The sequence below is a fragment of the Janthinobacterium sp. PSPC3-1 genome, from assembly GCF_049896105.1.
Taxonomy (GTDB): domain Bacteria; phylum Pseudomonadota; class Gammaproteobacteria; order Burkholderiales; family Burkholderiaceae_D; genus Janthinobacterium.
Map to the genome: position 1 here is coordinate 1 of NZ_JAFCTQ010000034.1, position 13,672 is coordinate 13,672.

The 13,672-nt window shown below is 63.3% G+C and carries 16 protein-coding genes; 5 read left to right on the forward strand and 11 right to left on the reverse strand.

Annotated elements, in window-relative coordinates; all coding sequences use genetic code 11:
* Positions 1-696, forward strand: a 696-nt coding sequence (locus tag ACP7B7_RS25295; protein WP_426078530.1) for an IS1595 family transposase, incomplete at its 5' end; no start/stop codon positions are given.
* Positions 697-817: 121 nt separating this feature from the next.
* Positions 818-1,924: a M24 family metallopeptidase gene (locus ACP7B7_RS25300; RefSeq protein WP_426078531.1), complete on the forward strand. Its 1,107-nt coding sequence runs from the start codon at positions 818-820 to the stop codon at positions 1,922-1,924.
* 60 nt (positions 1,925-1,984) lie between these two features.
* On the opposite strand, the gene ACP7B7_RS25305 is transcribed toward ACP7B7_RS25300, so the two are convergent.
* On the reverse strand, positions 1,985-2,461 hold the full coding sequence (locus ACP7B7_RS25305) for a hypothetical protein (RefSeq protein WP_426078532.1): 477 nt from the start codon (positions 2,459-2,461) through the stop codon (positions 1,985-1,987).
* 254 nt (positions 2,462-2,715) lie between these two features.
* Between ACP7B7_RS25305 and ACP7B7_RS25310 the strand changes: the two genes are divergently transcribed.
* Positions 2,716-3,006, forward strand: a complete 291-nt coding sequence (locus ACP7B7_RS25310) for a hypothetical protein (protein WP_426078533.1) — start codon at positions 2,716-2,718, stop codon at positions 3,004-3,006.
* Between the two features lie 12 nt (positions 3,007-3,018).
* On the opposite strand, the gene ACP7B7_RS25315 is transcribed toward ACP7B7_RS25310, so the two are convergent.
* The 5 genes from ACP7B7_RS25315 to ACP7B7_RS25335 form a co-directional block, all read right to left on the reverse strand.
* Positions 3,019-3,432, reverse strand: coding sequence for a VanZ family protein (locus ACP7B7_RS25315; protein WP_426078534.1), 414 nt, complete (start codon positions 3,430-3,432; stop codon positions 3,019-3,021).
* Between the two features lie 474 nt (positions 3,433-3,906).
* Positions 3,907-4,671 carry an SDR family NAD(P)-dependent oxidoreductase gene (locus ACP7B7_RS25320; protein WP_426078535.1) on the reverse strand — a complete coding sequence of 255 codons (765 nt, stop codon included), beginning with the start codon at positions 4,669-4,671 and terminating at the stop codon, positions 3,907-3,909.
* A 10-nt stretch (positions 4,672-4,681) separates the two neighbouring features.
* Positions 4,682-5,203, reverse strand: coding sequence for a TPM domain-containing protein (locus ACP7B7_RS25325; RefSeq protein ID WP_426078536.1), 522 nt, complete (start codon positions 5,201-5,203; stop codon positions 4,682-4,684).
* A complete protein-coding gene (locus ACP7B7_RS25330; RefSeq protein ID WP_426078537.1) occupies positions 5,203-6,030 on the reverse strand; it encodes a TPM domain-containing protein in 828 nt (275 codons plus the stop codon). The genes ACP7B7_RS25325 and ACP7B7_RS25330 overlap by 1 nt, the downstream gene beginning before the upstream one ends.
* 2 nt (positions 6,031-6,032) lie before the next feature.
* Entirely contained in the window at positions 6,033-6,647 is a 615-nt protein-coding gene (locus ACP7B7_RS25335; RefSeq protein WP_426078538.1) for a LemA family protein, read from the reverse strand.
* A 168-nt stretch (positions 6,648-6,815) separates the two neighbouring features.
* Here ACP7B7_RS25335 and pyrF point away from each other — a divergent pair, with 168 nt between their 5' ends.
* Positions 6,816-7,640: an orotidine-5'-phosphate decarboxylase gene (gene pyrF / locus ACP7B7_RS25340; protein WP_426078539.1), complete on the forward strand. Its 825-nt coding sequence runs from the start codon at positions 6,816-6,818 to the stop codon at positions 7,638-7,640.
* A gap of 106 nt (positions 7,641-7,746) precedes the next feature.
* On the opposite strand, the gene sbcB is transcribed toward pyrF, so the two are convergent.
* The gene (gene sbcB / locus ACP7B7_RS25345; protein ID WP_426078540.1) at positions 7,747-9,195 is read right to left on the reverse strand and encodes an exodeoxyribonuclease I; all 1,449 of its coding nucleotides are present in this window, start codon (positions 9,193-9,195) and stop codon (positions 7,747-7,749) included.
* 138 nt (positions 9,196-9,333) lie between these two features.
* Between sbcB and ACP7B7_RS25350 the strand changes: the two genes are divergently transcribed.
* Complete coding sequence (locus ACP7B7_RS25350) at positions 9,334-9,936, forward strand: DUF5610 domain-containing protein (RefSeq protein ID WP_308922715.1); 603 nt, start codon at positions 9,334-9,336, stop codon at positions 9,934-9,936.
* Between the two features lie 9 nt (positions 9,937-9,945).
* Here ACP7B7_RS25350 and ACP7B7_RS25355 read toward each other — a convergent pair whose 3' ends face one another.
* From ACP7B7_RS25355 to ACP7B7_RS25370, 4 genes are all read right to left on the reverse strand, one after another.
* Positions 9,946-10,905: a GGDEF domain-containing protein gene (locus ACP7B7_RS25355; protein ID WP_308922714.1), complete on the reverse strand. Its 960-nt coding sequence runs from the start codon at positions 10,903-10,905 to the stop codon at positions 9,946-9,948.
* Between the two features lie 213 nt (positions 10,906-11,118).
* A complete protein-coding gene (locus tag ACP7B7_RS25360) occupies positions 11,119-11,496 on the reverse strand; it encodes an HPF/RaiA family ribosome-associated protein (protein WP_308922713.1) in 378 nt (125 codons plus the stop codon).
* A 180-nt stretch (positions 11,497-11,676) separates the two neighbouring features.
* Positions 11,677-12,342, reverse strand: a complete 666-nt coding sequence (locus tag ACP7B7_RS25365; protein ID WP_308922712.1) for a DUF1345 domain-containing protein — start codon at positions 12,340-12,342, stop codon at positions 11,677-11,679.
* A gap of 40 nt (positions 12,343-12,382) precedes the next feature.
* Positions 12,383-13,654 (reverse strand): MFS transporter, encoded by a 1,272-nt coding sequence (locus tag ACP7B7_RS25370; RefSeq protein ID WP_308922711.1) that lies wholly within the window; start codon positions 13,652-13,654, stop codon positions 12,383-12,385.
* Positions 13,655-13,672: the final 18 nt, after the last annotated feature.

Sequence of the window (13,672 nt, forward strand, 5' to 3'; positions counted from 1 at the left end):
CACCATAAAGAGCGATGGCTGGTTTATGCCGACTGCCTGCTCAACTCGTTTTCGGTGCGCAAGGCCGCCGCGCAAGTGACTATTCATCGCAACACCAGCTTTCGCTGGCGCCATCGTTTCCTCGCGCTCGCCAGGACCGACCGGCCACGCTGCCTGCACGGCATCACCGAGGCCGACGAAATGTATGTGCTGGAGTCGCAGAAGGGTTCACGGCATATGACGCGTCCGGCGCGCAAGCGCGGAGGCCATGCAGGCAAACGCGGCATTTCCAGTGAACAGGTGTGCATCCTGGTGGCGCGTGACCGCACCGGGCAAACCGTCGATTTTGTTACGGGCCTGGGCCAACTGACCAAGGCCAAGCTGCACGTCTGCCTGCCGCCGGTGATCGACCGCGACATTTTGTTGGTCAGCGATGGCCATCCGGCCTATCCCGTGTTTGCCAAGGAGATCGGCATCCAGCATGAAGCCGTCAACTTGCGGGCCGGCATCCGTGTCCGCGGCACGGTGCACGTGCAGAATGTCAACGCGTATCACAGCCGGCTGCGTGGCTGGCTGCGCGCCTTTCATGGGGTCGCGACGCGCTACCTGCCCAACTACCTGGGTTGGCGCTGGATACTGGACGCCAGGAGAATCTTGTCCCCCGAAAGCTTGCTCCGGGCCACTTTGGGGACATTCCCACATTTGATGGTGACATAGCCTAAAAAAGCGATGATTTGCGCTGGCTGAAAAAAACATGTCGTTCTTGGTGAACTTTTTTTAAGGTAACCAGTCATAAGATTTTCTGTAGCACCATGTCGCCGCCGTGATCGGAGCACGCATGAACTGGACCGTTGAGCAGGAAATTGCCCACAAACTGGCGCAGATGCGCCGCTGGCTGGAACAGGAAGGGGCCGGCGCCTTGCGCCTGCGCGGCGTGGACTGGTTTGCCTGGGCGACGGCCGGCGCCTCGGGCGGTCATTGTCCGTCGACCGAGTGCGGCCATGCCGAAGTGCTGGTCACCCGTGACGCCGCCTATATCCTGACCGACGAAGCCGAAGCGCAGCGCTTGCGCCATGAAGAAGTACGCGGCCCCTGGACCTGGCAGGTGACGCCCTGGATGCAGCCGCGCCTGGCCGAGCTGCGCGAGCATTTCGTGCAGCACGCGGCCGGCGGCCTGCCGGTGCTGTGCGACCGGCCCGGCGTGTTCGAGCGCAGCCTGCCCATGGTTTTGCGCGACGAGCGGCTGCCCCTGCTGCCGCCGGAGCAGTTGCGCTATCGCGCGGTGGGGCGGCTGGCCGCCAGCGCCGCCAGCGAGGCGCTGCGCGCGGCCCGCCCGGAATGGACCGAGCAGGAACTGGCCGGCGCCTGCGCGCGCGGCTTGTGGGCACGCGGCCTGCACACCATGCATGTGATGGCGGTGGGCGCACAGCGCCAGCAGCGCTACCGGCGCGCGCCGCCGTCGGCCACCCCGCTGGGCAGCAGCGTGGTGCTGGCGCTGTGCGCGCGGCGTTTCGGCCTGTGCGCTTCGCTCAGCCGCCAGCGCCGCTTCCGCCCGGCCCAGGCCGGCGTGGACGAGGCCGATGCCGCCATCCTGGCGCTCGAGGCGGTGGCGCTCGATGCCTGCGAGGCGGGCCATGCGCTGAGCATGGTGTATCACGCGCTCGACAGCGCCTATGCCTATGCCGGCCAGCCCGACGCCGTGCTCAATCACCGCCAGGGCGGCATCGCCGGCTACCAGGCGCCCGAAGTGGCGGCAGGCAGTTGCACGGAACTGCTGCTCAAGGATGGCATGGCGCTGGCGTTCCATCCCAGCTTGCCTGGTGGCATGGTTGAAGACACCTTTTTGCTCAACGGCCAGCGCCTGCGCAACCTGACCTTCGACCCCGCCTGGCCGTCGATCTCGGTGCGTGGACGGCGTCGTCCGCTGAGTCTTGAGTTGGAGTAGATATGCCGATACGACAGGCAGACAGCCAGCAACTGCCTGCCGTGATCATCACCGTGCGGTTCAGTATTTTTGCAGCAGGCCGTTGACCAGCTTGACCCTGTCGCCGGTCTGGTAAGTGGGCGCGGAATTTTGCATGATGGCGCGCGTGCTGCCATCATCCAGCCGCAGCGTGACCCGGTACATGTCCGCGCTGCCGGCGGTGGTGCCCGCGGTACCCGAGCTGCCAGCCTGCGTGTCGCCGCTGGCCTGGTCCATGCCGCGCGCCACCGGCTCGATGGACTGCACGGTGGCCGAGGCGATGCCGATACCCGACTGGCTGCCGTCCATGCTCATGTCGCTGCCGCTGGTGGTGGCGTTCATGCTGCCGGTGTCGCTGCTGCCGGGAGCTGGCGTCGTGCCGGCCTGGGTAGCGCTACCGGTGCTGCTGACGTTCTCGCCGCTGCGACTCATGGCCGTGCTGCCGCTATCGGTCGAACTGCAAGCGGCCAGCAGCAAGCATGACAGGCCTGCCAGCGCCAGGGTATTTTTTGCTCTCATCTGTGTTCTCCTTCAGGAGTGACAATATGGTGGAAGTAGGGTGGAAGTCCGCATGAATGGTGCATGCCGGACATGGCCGTAACTACTGCATGTAAGAGCGCCGGCACGGCGAGACGTTCCAGGTGTCTTGTTTAGCGTTGAGATACATCAAGTATTCCAATTGTTGAGCTTGGTATAAAAGATGTTCTTGCAGCAAACATTCAGGGCGCTCGCGCTCCCCCGTCGTTCACGTCAGGAGAAAGGTGTTTTCAGGTATGACAAGTGACAAGCTGATTGAAGCGGTGCTGGTCGCCGTGTATGGCGACGAGGGTGAGCAGGTCGACGATGGGCGCGCGCTGCATATGCTCAGGCAGGCGCTGCATGGCCTGGCCAGGCTTGCCCGGTCGGAACAATTGATGGCGATGCGGCGTGATACCGCGCGCGCGGCGGGAGCAAGCGGCCGCCGGCAGATGCGTGCGGTCTTGCGCCGTGCCGCCGCCCAGGCCGCCGTGGGGCAGGGGCAGCTGACCCTGGCGCTGGGCGCCAGCGAGACCGCCGCGCCGTGATGGTGGTGTCGTTTACAAAGGCGATTTCTTCAGGCCAGCCGCGACCATCCTGGGCCACAGGAAATACAGGGGCGCTGCCACCAGAGTGGCGGCCGTGATGTCGACCAGCCAGTCGGACACGGCACCGCGGCGGTAGGGCAGGAAGCTCTGGATGAATTCGTCCAGAGCACCCATCGCCGCCACCATCAGCACCGACAACACGGCGCGGCGGCCCATGCCGCCGGCAATGCCGCTGAACAGCAGCAAGGCCAGCACGCCGTAGCCGAACGAATGCAGTACCACGCCCGAAGCGTACTTGCCCACATCGGCGCGCGCGCCGGGAATGTCGCCGATGATGATCACCAGCGTGTACAGAAACAGTGCGGTACGAAAACGCAGGCGCTCATGGCGCTCGGCAAAACAAAGCTGGGATAGTGTGGCTTGCATGGTCAGTGGAATAGCGGAAAGGTGGCAACAATAGCATGGAGGGCGGCGCGGGCACCATGCTGATGCGCAAGCATGGGCAAAAAAAAGCCCGCTGAAGAGCGGGCTGAAAACCCAAAAGGGTCAAGAGTGAGCGGTGCTGGCCAAGTCGCGGTGCTGCGGCGCGCCATGGCAAAAATGGGGAGTGGTGCACCGGTGAAGGCACACCTGTCCGCCGTCGCGCATATCGGTTGCGTGTACTGCAGATGAAGCAAGTATAGCCAGCGAACATGACCGCCTGATGACACTTTCCAGTTTTTTGGACGAAGCGATGGGCGCATGCGGGACAAAAAAAAGCCCGCTGGTGAAAGCGGGCTTAAAACTATTTTCTTGGAGGAGAATAGTGGAGACAGGTGCATTATGCTGCGCCGCACGATATATGTCTAATGGTCTTTTCAGATATCGATTATCGGTTTTTGATATAACTGACGAGGCCGGCTATTCCTGTACCGCCACCGTGTAGTTGAGCGCCATGCGGCCGCCATCGGCATAAATCGTCTGGCCCGTCATGTAGCTGGCGTCGTCGCTGGCCAGGAAGGTGGCGATGCCGGCCACTTCTTCCGGCTCGCCGCAGCGCCCGAGTGGCGTGCGCGACAGGATGGTGTGGCGTGCCTGCGGGCTCGACAATACCGCCTGTTTCGCCAGTTCGGTCAGGATGGTGCCGGGCCCGATGCCGTTGACGCGCACGCCATGGGGCGCCAGGTTCAGCGCCATCACTTTGGTCAACTGGTTGATCGCGCCTTTCGACACCACGTACGGTACCTGGTTGGGGATCGCCAGTTCCGCATTCACGCTCGACATATTGATGATCACGCCGCTGTTGCGTTTGACCATCTCGCGCGCCACGGCCTGGCCGCACAGGAACATCGATTTCAGGTTGATGCGCATGACGCGGTCGAAATCGTCCTCGGCCACGTCCAGGAAATCGGCGGCATGGGTCACGCCGGCATTGTTGATCAGGATGTCGACATGGCCGAAACGGGCCAGGGTGGCGGTCATCATGGCGTCGACATCGGCCTTCTGGCTGACGTCGGCGCAAAAAAAGTGCGCCTGTGGCCCCAGCGCGGCGGCCGCTTCGGCGCCGGCTTCCTTGATGTCGACCAGCATCACCTGCGCCCCTTCGGCGATCAGACGGCTGGCGCAGGCCAGGCCGATGCCTTGCGTGGCGCCCGTGACGATGGCGGTTTTATTGCTTAGTTTCATAAGTACTCTGTCAGAGAAGGATGGCTTCGTTCGGTAATTGATTGCTGCGCTCGCCCGTGGCCGGGAAGTGATGCTGCAGCAAGCTGTTCAGTTCGCCCAGCGCCTGCAGGGTGCTGTCGTGGTAATTGCCGCTGGCAAAACCGGCCGTCATGGTACGGCAGATGGCTTGCCACTGCTCGGGCGTGATGCGGCGCCCCACATGGCGGTCGGCCACGATATCGACCTGGTGCTCGGCCAGGTTGATGTAGATCAGCACGCCGCAGTTGTCTTCCGTATCCCACACGCCATAGTGGGCAAACAGTTCGCGTGCCCGCTCGCGGTTCGTCACGCCCTGGTAGGCCATGCCAGGCGTGAGCGCTGCTTCGACGATCAGGCGCACTTCCGCGCGATGGGTCTGCTCGCCTTCGGCGATGGCCGTTTCGATCGCTTTCAGGGTGGTGCCAGGGAAGGCCGTCCTGGCCGAGGCCGGCGTGCCGCGCCAGTGTTTCAGCGCGCGTCCGCAGCGCTGGCCAAATGTCAGTTCTTGCGTCATTACCAGTCTCCCGAGGCGCCGCCGCCATCAAAGCCGCCGCCGCCACCGCCAAAGCCGCCACCACCACCGAAACCGCCGCCGCCGCCAAAGCCTCCACCGCCACCGCCGCGGTTGTTCATGGCCTGGCTGAGGATGCTGCCCAGCACCACGCCGGTGGCGCCGCTGGTCCAGTTGCTGCCGCGCTGCAAGCGATTTGGGCCGCCGCGCGAGCGGAACAGGGTCAGCACCACCAGGAAGCCGAAGAACAGCAGCGGCAGCCAGAAGCCCATGCCGCCTTCTTCGGCAGCGGCCGGCGCCGCCTGTTTCGCCGGTGCCGGGAATTGCTCCTGGTTCAGCAAGGTGGCGATGGCGCCCACGCCGGCCACCAGGCCACCATAATAATCCTGCTGCTTGAAATGGGGCGCGATCACGTCCTGCAAGATGCGTTTCGATTGCGCATCGGTCAGCACCCCCTGCACGCCACGCCCCGCTTCGATGCGCAAGCGGCGCAGCGACGAGGGATTGTCTTTCGCCACCAGCAGCAGCACGCCGTCATCGACGCCCTTGCGGCCCAGCTTCCAGGCGTCCGTCACGCGGATGCTGTATTGCTCGATCGCTTCCGGTTCCGTTGACTTGAGCAGCAGCACGGCGATCTGGCTGCCGGTGCGCGCTTCATAGTCGGCCAGCACGGCTTCCAGCGACGCCTTCTGTTTTTCGTCCAGCATGGCCGCCTGATCGGTCACGCGCGCCGCCAGCGGCGGCACCGCCATCAGCTGGGCGCTGGCCGGCAGTCCCATCGCGCATAGCAGCGCCGTGACGAGTGCCGCAAAATAGGCCTTGATGCCCATGCTTATTTGCCGAAGTCGACGGATGGCGCGGTCGAGATGGCTTTTTCATTGTCCACCGTGAACGATGGCTTGACCTTGTAGCCGAACATCATGGCCGTCAGGTTGTTCGGGAAGCTGCGCGCATGCACGTTGTAGTCCTGCACCGCCACGATATAGCGCTGGCGCGCCACGGCGATGCGGTTTTCCGTGCCTTCCAGCTGCGACTGCAGGTCGCGGAAGTTGGTATTGGCTTTCAGGTCCGGGTATTTCTCGGACACCACCATCAGGCGCGACAGGGCCGACGACAGCTGCCCCTGCACCTGCTGGAACTTCTCGAACGCGGCCGGGTCATTCAGCACTTCGGGCGTGATCTGGAAGCTGGTGGCGGCCGAGCGCGCCTTGGTCACCGCTTCCAGCGTCTCGCGTTCATGGCTGGCATAGCCCTTGACGGTATTGACCAGGTTGGGAATCAGGTCGGCGCGCCGCTGGTACTGGTTGACCACTTCGCCCCAGGCGGCCTTGGTCGCTTCGTCCTTGCTCTGGAAATCGTTGTAGCCGCAGCCGGTCAGCACGCCGGCCAGCACGGTGACGCCGAGGGCCAGGCGCAGCCATTTGGTGAATTGTTGAGTGATTTGCATGATGGTTTCCGTGCGTAGTGGTAAGAGGAGAGTCAGGTGGGGCAAATATACCTTAAACACCACAAAATGTTGGTTTAATCAGGTTGGCGGGCGGGACTGGCGCCGCCGGACAGGCCGCCGGCCGCGTTACAATACGGGGTTTGCAACTGAATACAGAAAAGGTGTGCCGTGAATTTCATCGATAAGTTAACCGCCGCGTGGACGGCCAATCATTCCCTGCTGTGCGTGGGACTGGACCCGGACCTGGCCAAGCTGCCGGCCGAATTGCGCGACGCGCCTGATGGCATCACCACCTTTTGCACGCGCATCATCGACGCCACGGCCGACCTGGCCTGCGCCTTCAAGCCGCAGATCGCCTATTTCGGCGCGCTGGGTGCGGAAAAGCAGCTGGAAGACATCTGCCGCTACCTGCGTGAACATTACCCGCACATCCCGCTGATCCTCGACGCCAAGCGCGGCGACATCGGCGCCACCGCCACCCAGTATGCGCGCGAAGCGTTCGAACGCTATGGCGCCGACGCCGTCACCGTCAACCCCTATATGGGCGAGGACTCGCTCGATCCTTACCTGGCGTGGCAGGACCGCGGCGTGATCATCTTGTGCCGCACCTCGAACCCGGGTGGCTCGGACCTGCAGTTTCTCGACACGGACGGCGTGCCCCTGTACCAGCGCGTGGCGCGCCTGGTGGCCGAGAAATGGAACAAGAACGGCCAGTGCGCGCTGGTCGTCGGCGCCACCTTCCCTGAAGAGCTGGCGCAGGTGCGCGCCATCGTCGGCGACATGCCGCTGCTGGTGCCCGGCATTGGTGCCCAGGGCGGCGACATCGCCGCCACCGTCGGCGCGGGCCAGACGGCGAACGGCATGGGCATGATGATCAGCTCCTCGCGGGCCATCATCTATGCCAAGCCGCAGGCTGGCGAGGATTTTGCCGATGCGGCAAGGCGCGTGGCGATCGAGACGCGCGATGCGATCAATCAACATCGCGCCGCGTAGGTCGGATTAGGCCCATGGGGCCGTAATCCGACAACATTGTTGGCGGCGATCGTGGTGTTGTCGGATTACGCGCTTGCGCGCTAATCCGACCTACGCGATACACACATTAATCGCGCTGTGGCGCCACGATCTCCGCATAATCGTACAACTCGCCCAAAATCTCCTCGCCCCGCTCATCCACCGATTCCGACAAGGTATCGATTTCCGTAAACAGCTGCTCGATGGTGCGGGCGCCCGCTTCGCCGTCGAACAGGCGGGCGGCGCGGTGTTCTTCCCAGCGCACGCTTTCCGCTTCGCTCAGGGTCTGCGGGAAGTTGCGCGCGCGGTAGCGGAACAGCAGTTCCTGCAGGCGCTCGTCACTGAAGGAAGGGCGGGCGCTGGCCAGCTTGGCCGGCGTCTCGCGGCGCAGGGAATCGAGCAGGCGGCGGTCGTCATTGCTGACAAAGCCGTTGTACAGGTCTTCATCGACATCGGCGCGGCCTTCGGCGGCGGGGCGCTTGAACACCTCGGCCCAGATGGCGTCCATGTTCGGCGCGCCGGCGGCCAGGCGGCCGTTTTCCAGCGCCGCCGCGAGATCGATGCCCCATTGCGCGGCCATGGCCGGCGACAGGGTTTTCAAGTTGCTGACCAGCATGGGCGACTTGTTCACATGAATACTCTTCACGGGCAGGCGCGTCATGCCTTCGGGCATGGCGTCGTTGCGCGTGAACAGCCGGGTGCGGATGGTGTCGGCGTCCAGGGTGAACAGTTCGCGCGGATCGTACTGGCAATCCCACACCAGGATTTCATTTTTATTGCTCGGGTGCGTGGCCAGCGGCCAGACCACGCCGATGCAGCCGCGTTCGGCCGGAAACATGCCCGAGACGTGCAAAAACGGCTGGCGCTGGGCGGCGGCCAGGTGCATGCCCATTTCGCTGGCGACCTTGTCTTTCTTGTGCAGCGCCAGGCAGAAGTCGAACAGTTTCGGCTGCATCTGCTTGATCAGGCGGGCCAGCGCGATGGTGGCGCGCACGTCGGACAGCGCATCGTGCGCCGCCTCATGCAGCAAGCCGTTAGCCTTGCTCAGATGTTCCAGCTTGAAACTGGTCTGGCCGTCGTCGCGCTTCGGCCATTGGATGCCTTCCGGGCGCAGCGCATGCGTCATGCGCACCACGTCGAGCAGGTCCCAGCGGCCGCAATGGTTTTTCCATTCGCGCGCATACGGGTCGATCAGGTTGCGCCAGAACAGGAAGCGCGTCACTTCATCGTCGAAACGGATGGTGTTGTAGCCCACGCCGATGGTGCCGGGCTCCGAAAAGGCCGCTTCGATGGTGGCGGCGAACTGGTGTTCGGGCACGCCCAGCGCCAGGCATTGCTGGGGCGTGATGCCGGTGATCAGGCACGATTGCGGATCGGGCAGGAAATCATTGGCAGGCTGGCAATACAACATGATGGGCTCGCCGATTTCGTTCAGGTCGGCATCGGTGCGGATGGCGGCGAACTGGGCTGGCCGGTCGCGGCGCGGCTGGACGCCGAAGGTTTCGTAGTCGTGCCAAAGAAAAGTCTGGTTTGTCATTGATGGTGCTTGCATGGTGTGCCGCGAAAATTCACGGCTTCAGTTTTCGGAATTCTTGCCGATATTACCAAAGAGAGGATCAGCTGTACTGCGCATTCTCGCATGGAGTCAACCATTGTCCGTCCAAGGAGGCTTATCGTGTCACTTCCCATCGCCGCAAGCGGCAATTCCGCCAGTTCCGTCAGCAATACCGGCAACACCACCAGTGGTGTCGCCGGCAAGGACGACAAAGTCAAGCAGGCCGAAGGCAGCACCGCCCAGATGAGCGTCAACGACCGCTCGAAACTGCAACTGAACGCCGCCATTTTGCAGGCGTCCATGAATGTGTCGATCAGTTCGCAAAACGATCCGCTGGCGCTGGTCTACAAATCGGCCATCACCAGCATCAATGAAGCGCTGCAGGCCGATTTCGGCGACAACGCCGTGCAAAACGCGGCATCGCAGGACAATAGCGCCGAAGCCACGGCGAACCGCATCGTATCGCTGTCGACCGGCTTTTTCGAAGCGTTCAAGAAGCAGAACCCCGGCATGGACAATGATGCCGCGCTGGAAAAATTCATGGGCACCATCAGCGGTGGCATGGAAAAAGGCTTTTCGGAGGCGCGCGATATCCTGAAGGGCTTGAATGTGCTGCAAGGCGATATCGCCGGCAATATCGACAAGACCTATGAGCTGGTGCAGAAGGGCTATGCCGATTTCGTTGCCGCGCACAGCAGCAAGAAGGCCGACACGGCAGCCTGAAGCACTTGTTTACAGGGCAACGCGGTCGCGGCCGGCGTCCTTGGCGCGGTACAGCGCCGCATCGGCCGTGGCGATCAGGCCGTGCTCGTCCTGGCGCAGCGCCAGGCTGGCCACGCCGAACGAGCCCGTGATATGCGGCAGGGGGCAGCGCAGGTCTTCGAAGATGACGGCTTGCCGCATGCGTTCGCACAGGCGTTCGGCCACCAGCAGCGCCAGCTGTTCATTGGTGTCGGGCAAGATGACCATCAATTCCTCGCCGCCATAGCGCACGGCAAAATCGGTCGGGCGCAGGGCCGCGCCCACCACCTGGGCGGCGATGCGCAGCGCCTGGTCGCCGGCCTGGTGGCCGTGCCGGTCGTTGAAACGCTTGAAATGGTCGAGGTCTATCATCAGCAGCGACAGCGGCGCGCCGCTGTCGTGGGCGGTGCTGATCATGTTCGGCAGTAAATCGTTGAGCCAGGCACGGTTGTACAGGCCGGTCAGGCTGTCGACCATCGACAGCTGGCGGTAGAACTCGCCCAGTTTCTGGCGCCGGCGCAGCAAGGCGTTGGCGGCGCGGATGCGAAACGACATCAAGCGCAGCAGGTTGCGCGCCAGGCCGTTCGACTGTTCGATCAGTTCCCATACCAGCACGGCGTCGATCACCAGCACATCGGTTTCTTCCAGCGCGGAAATGGCCGTCAGGTTGCTTGCTTCATCGAGCACCGCTTGCTCGCCCACGCTTTCGCCGGGCAACACCTTGCTGACCGTGCCGTCGTCCATGCCCGTATAGGTATCGGCCGCCACCGCCAGCGAGCCGCGCAGCACGATATACAGGCAGGCGCTGTCGCTCAGGGCTTCGCCCGCTTCCAGCCGCAGCACCGGGCAGGGCGCCAGCATGGCCGCCGTCCGCTCGTCCGGCGCATCGGAAAACAGCTGCAAATCGCCGATGTTGCAGCCTGAAGCGTCAAAATTGCCGATTTTTTCCACGATATGCTTTCCAAGAGGCAGCGCCGCGCAGGCGGCGGAACATGCGCATCATGATAGCGTAAAGCGTTCTTGGGAGTAACAACTATGGCTGACTTGAAAGCAACTTCGTGATAATTATGATACAGCGGCGGCCATGGCACGGTGTGCATGCGGCGCACAAAAGCAAAGGCAGCCTTGATCGGCTGCCCAGGTCTCATCTATAAAGCGGGGGAATTATTCGGCGGCTTCTTCGGCTTCAGCCGTATCGTTCACGGCGTTCTTGCCGCTGGCGTGGCGCTTGCTGTCTTGCAGGCGGCCCAGGGCGCTGTCAATGGCGCGTTTCAGTTTGTCGGTGGCGCCGCTGACGGACTGGTGTACCGAGGCGTTCTGCTCGGTGACGGCGATCGGCTGGTAGCCTGCCACGCGCGCTTCCATCACGCAGCGGATATCGTCCGCGCCGCCTTTCGGGCCGTTGGTATCGCTCAGGTGGACTTCGATGCGGGTAATGTTGTCGCGGAAACGGCTGAGTGCCGATTCGAGTACGGATTGCACATGTTCGTTCAGTCCAGCGTTGTTGGCGATGGTGCTGTCGGTTTGAATATTGATTTGCATATGCTATCTCCTGTCAATTCGAAAAAAACCCACACGGGCGGCACGTCGCTTGCCAGTCATTCCACCCGGTTACTGCTCCGATACATGACCTTGTATGTGACTTATCTTACTCCTGTTTGACGGATTTCAAGGGCGCCACACAATTAAGTGGGGCTTAACCCTTCAGCCAGGTCAAATAAGCTAATTGTTGATCAGGCCGGCCGCGATATTGATCGACAGGCCCAGCACCACCAGGTTGAAGAAAAAGCTCAGCACCGACTGGCCCAGCACGATCTTGCGCATCATGCGCGTCTGCACCGTCACGTCCGAGGTCTGCACGGCCACCGCCAGGGTGAAGGCGAAATACAGGAAGTCCCAGTAGTCGGGGTCCTGCTCGTCGTCGGGGAATTTCAGGGGCCGCAGGCTGGCGTCGGCGCGGTAATACAGGTGGGCATAGTGAAAGCAGAACAGGGTACCGACCAAAAACCAGGAGCCGACCAGGGTCAGTATCGTCAGCGCATAGTGCAAGGCGCGCTGGTCCGCGCTCATGTCCTTGATCGATGACAGCTGGGAAATAATGGCAATCAAACTCATCACGGACGCCACCGACAGCGCACACAGCACCATCGCCGCCCGCTCATCCTGGCGCGCCGCCATCTGTTTCACCTTGTGATGGTTGGCGCGCATCATCATCGCGCCCATGGTGAACAGATACAGCCAGACGGCGATATTCCACGCCGTCAGCACGCGCGTCATCGCCTCCCAGCCGGACGGCAACAGCACGCCGGCCGCCACGCCGATCACGATGGCCAGGCTCAGGTGGGGGCGGCTGCGGACAAAGCCGTGGAAGGGCAGCGGGATTTTCATGGCGCAGGCTGGCATAGTGAACGATAGCGCATGGTAGCCCTTATGCGGGCTTGCCGGCGGCCGTTTTGGCGGCCTCTTCCTTTTCGTGGTGGGGGAAGCGGTCCATGCGCGACAATACCGGGAACAGCATCGCCCAGATGCCGGTCACGGCCAGGGTGGCGGCGCCGCCGAACAGCACCGCGCGCACCAGACCGAACCAGCCGGCCGTGACGCCCGACTCGAATTCACCGAGCTCGTTCGAGGCGCCGATGAACACGGAATTGACTGCGCTGACCCGGCCGCGGATCTCGTCCGGCGTTTCGTACTGCACCAGCAGGTGGCGGATATACACGCTGACCATGTCGCCGATACCCATCAGGAACAGCGCCACCAGCGCCACCAGGAAGGTGCCGGTCGAGCCCAGCACGATGGTGCCCAGGCCGAACACGGCCACGCCGCCGAACATCCAGGCGCCGACCCGCCGCGTGATCGGGTAAAAGGCCAGCGCGATCGAGCAGACGGCCGCGCCCATGCCGGGCGCCGTGCGCAGCAGGCCCAGGCCGGTCGGGCCGATATGCAGCACATCGTGTGCCAGCGCCGGCAGCAGGGCGGTGGCGCCGCCGAACAGCACCGCGAACAGGTCGAGCGAAATGGCGCCCAGCATGATGGGGCGCGACCAGACGAAATGCAGGCCCTCGAGCAGGGTCGACCAGCTGACCGGCTCGCGTTTCACCACTTGCGGCGCCGGCGTGGTGGCGCGCATCAGCAGTACCGACAGCACCAGCAGCGCCGACGAGATCAGGTACACCACCTTGGGGCCGAAGATATACAGCAGGCCGCCCAGGGTGGGGCCGAGGATGATGGCGATATGCGAGCTCGACGAGCTGAGCGCCAGTGCGCGACTGAAACTTTCCTTCGGCACCATGTTGACCAGCACGGCTTGCGTGGCCGGCATCATGAAGGCGCGCGCGCTGCCGAACAGCACCAGCACGGCAAACACGGGCCAGACGATGGACAGGCCCGTCATGGTGAACGCCAGCAGCGCCAGCGCGCAGGCCAGTTGCGCCGTCAAACACCAGGCGATGATGTTGCGGCGGTTGTAGCGGTCGGCGATATGGCCGGCCGGCAAGATCAGCAGCAGGAAGGGGGCGAACTGGGCCAGGCCGATCAGGCCCAGGTCGAACAGGCTGCCCGTCATCTGGTACACCTGCCAGCCGATGGCCACGCTTTGCATCTGGACGGCCAGGGTGCCCAGCACGCGGGCGGACAGGTAAAACGCGAAATTGCGGTGGCGCAGGACACTGAAGCCGTTGCCGGATATTGCTGAGGACATGAAGACTTTCCAGAGTGG

What these genes read in the sequence shown, in the direction of transcription:
- ACP7B7_RS25335 (WP_426078538.1), bottom strand. Translation starts at nt 6,647, where the DNA reads ATGCAAATCACTCAACAATTCACCAAATGGCTGCGCCTGGCCCTCGGC.
- ACP7B7_RS25305 (WP_426078532.1), bottom strand. Translation starts at nt 2,461, where the DNA reads ATGAGAGCAAAAAATACCCTGGCGCTGGCAGGCCTGTCATGCTTGCTG.
- ACP7B7_RS25365 (WP_308922712.1), bottom strand. Translation starts at nt 12,342, where the DNA reads ATGAAAATCCCGCTGCCCTTCCACGGCTTTGTCCGCAGCCGCCCCCAC.
- ACP7B7_RS25330 (WP_426078537.1), bottom strand. Translation starts at nt 6,030, where the DNA reads ATGGGCATCAAGGCCTATTTTGCGGCACTCGTCACGGCGCTGCTATGC.
- ACP7B7_RS25310 (WP_426078533.1), top strand. Translation starts at nt 2,716, where the DNA reads ATGACAAGTGACAAGCTGATTGAAGCGGTGCTGGTCGCCGTGTATGGC.
- ACP7B7_RS25325 (WP_426078536.1), bottom strand. Translation starts at nt 5,203, where the DNA reads ATGACGCAAGAACTGACATTTGGCCAGCGCTGCGGACGCGCGCTGAAA.
- ACP7B7_RS25315 (WP_426078534.1), bottom strand. Translation starts at nt 3,432, where the DNA reads ATGCAAGCCACACTATCCCAGCTTTGTTTTGCCGAGCGCCATGAGCGC.
- ACP7B7_RS25370 (WP_308922711.1), bottom strand. Translation starts at nt 13,654, where the DNA reads ATGTCCTCAGCAATATCCGGCAACGGCTTCAGTGTCCTGCGCCACCGC.
- ACP7B7_RS25320 (WP_426078535.1), bottom strand. Translation starts at nt 4,671, where the DNA reads ATGAAACTAAGCAATAAAACCGCCATCGTCACGGGCGCCACGCAAGGC.
- sbcB (WP_426078540.1), bottom strand. Translation starts at nt 9,195, where the DNA reads ATGACAAACCAGACTTTTCTTTGGCACGACTACGAAACCTTCGGCGTC.
- ACP7B7_RS25300 (WP_426078531.1), top strand. Translation starts at nt 818, where the DNA reads ATGAACTGGACCGTTGAGCAGGAAATTGCCCACAAACTGGCGCAGATG.
- ACP7B7_RS25360 (WP_308922713.1), bottom strand. Translation starts at nt 11,496, where the DNA reads ATGCAAATCAATATTCAAACCGACAGCACCATCGCCAACAACGCTGGA.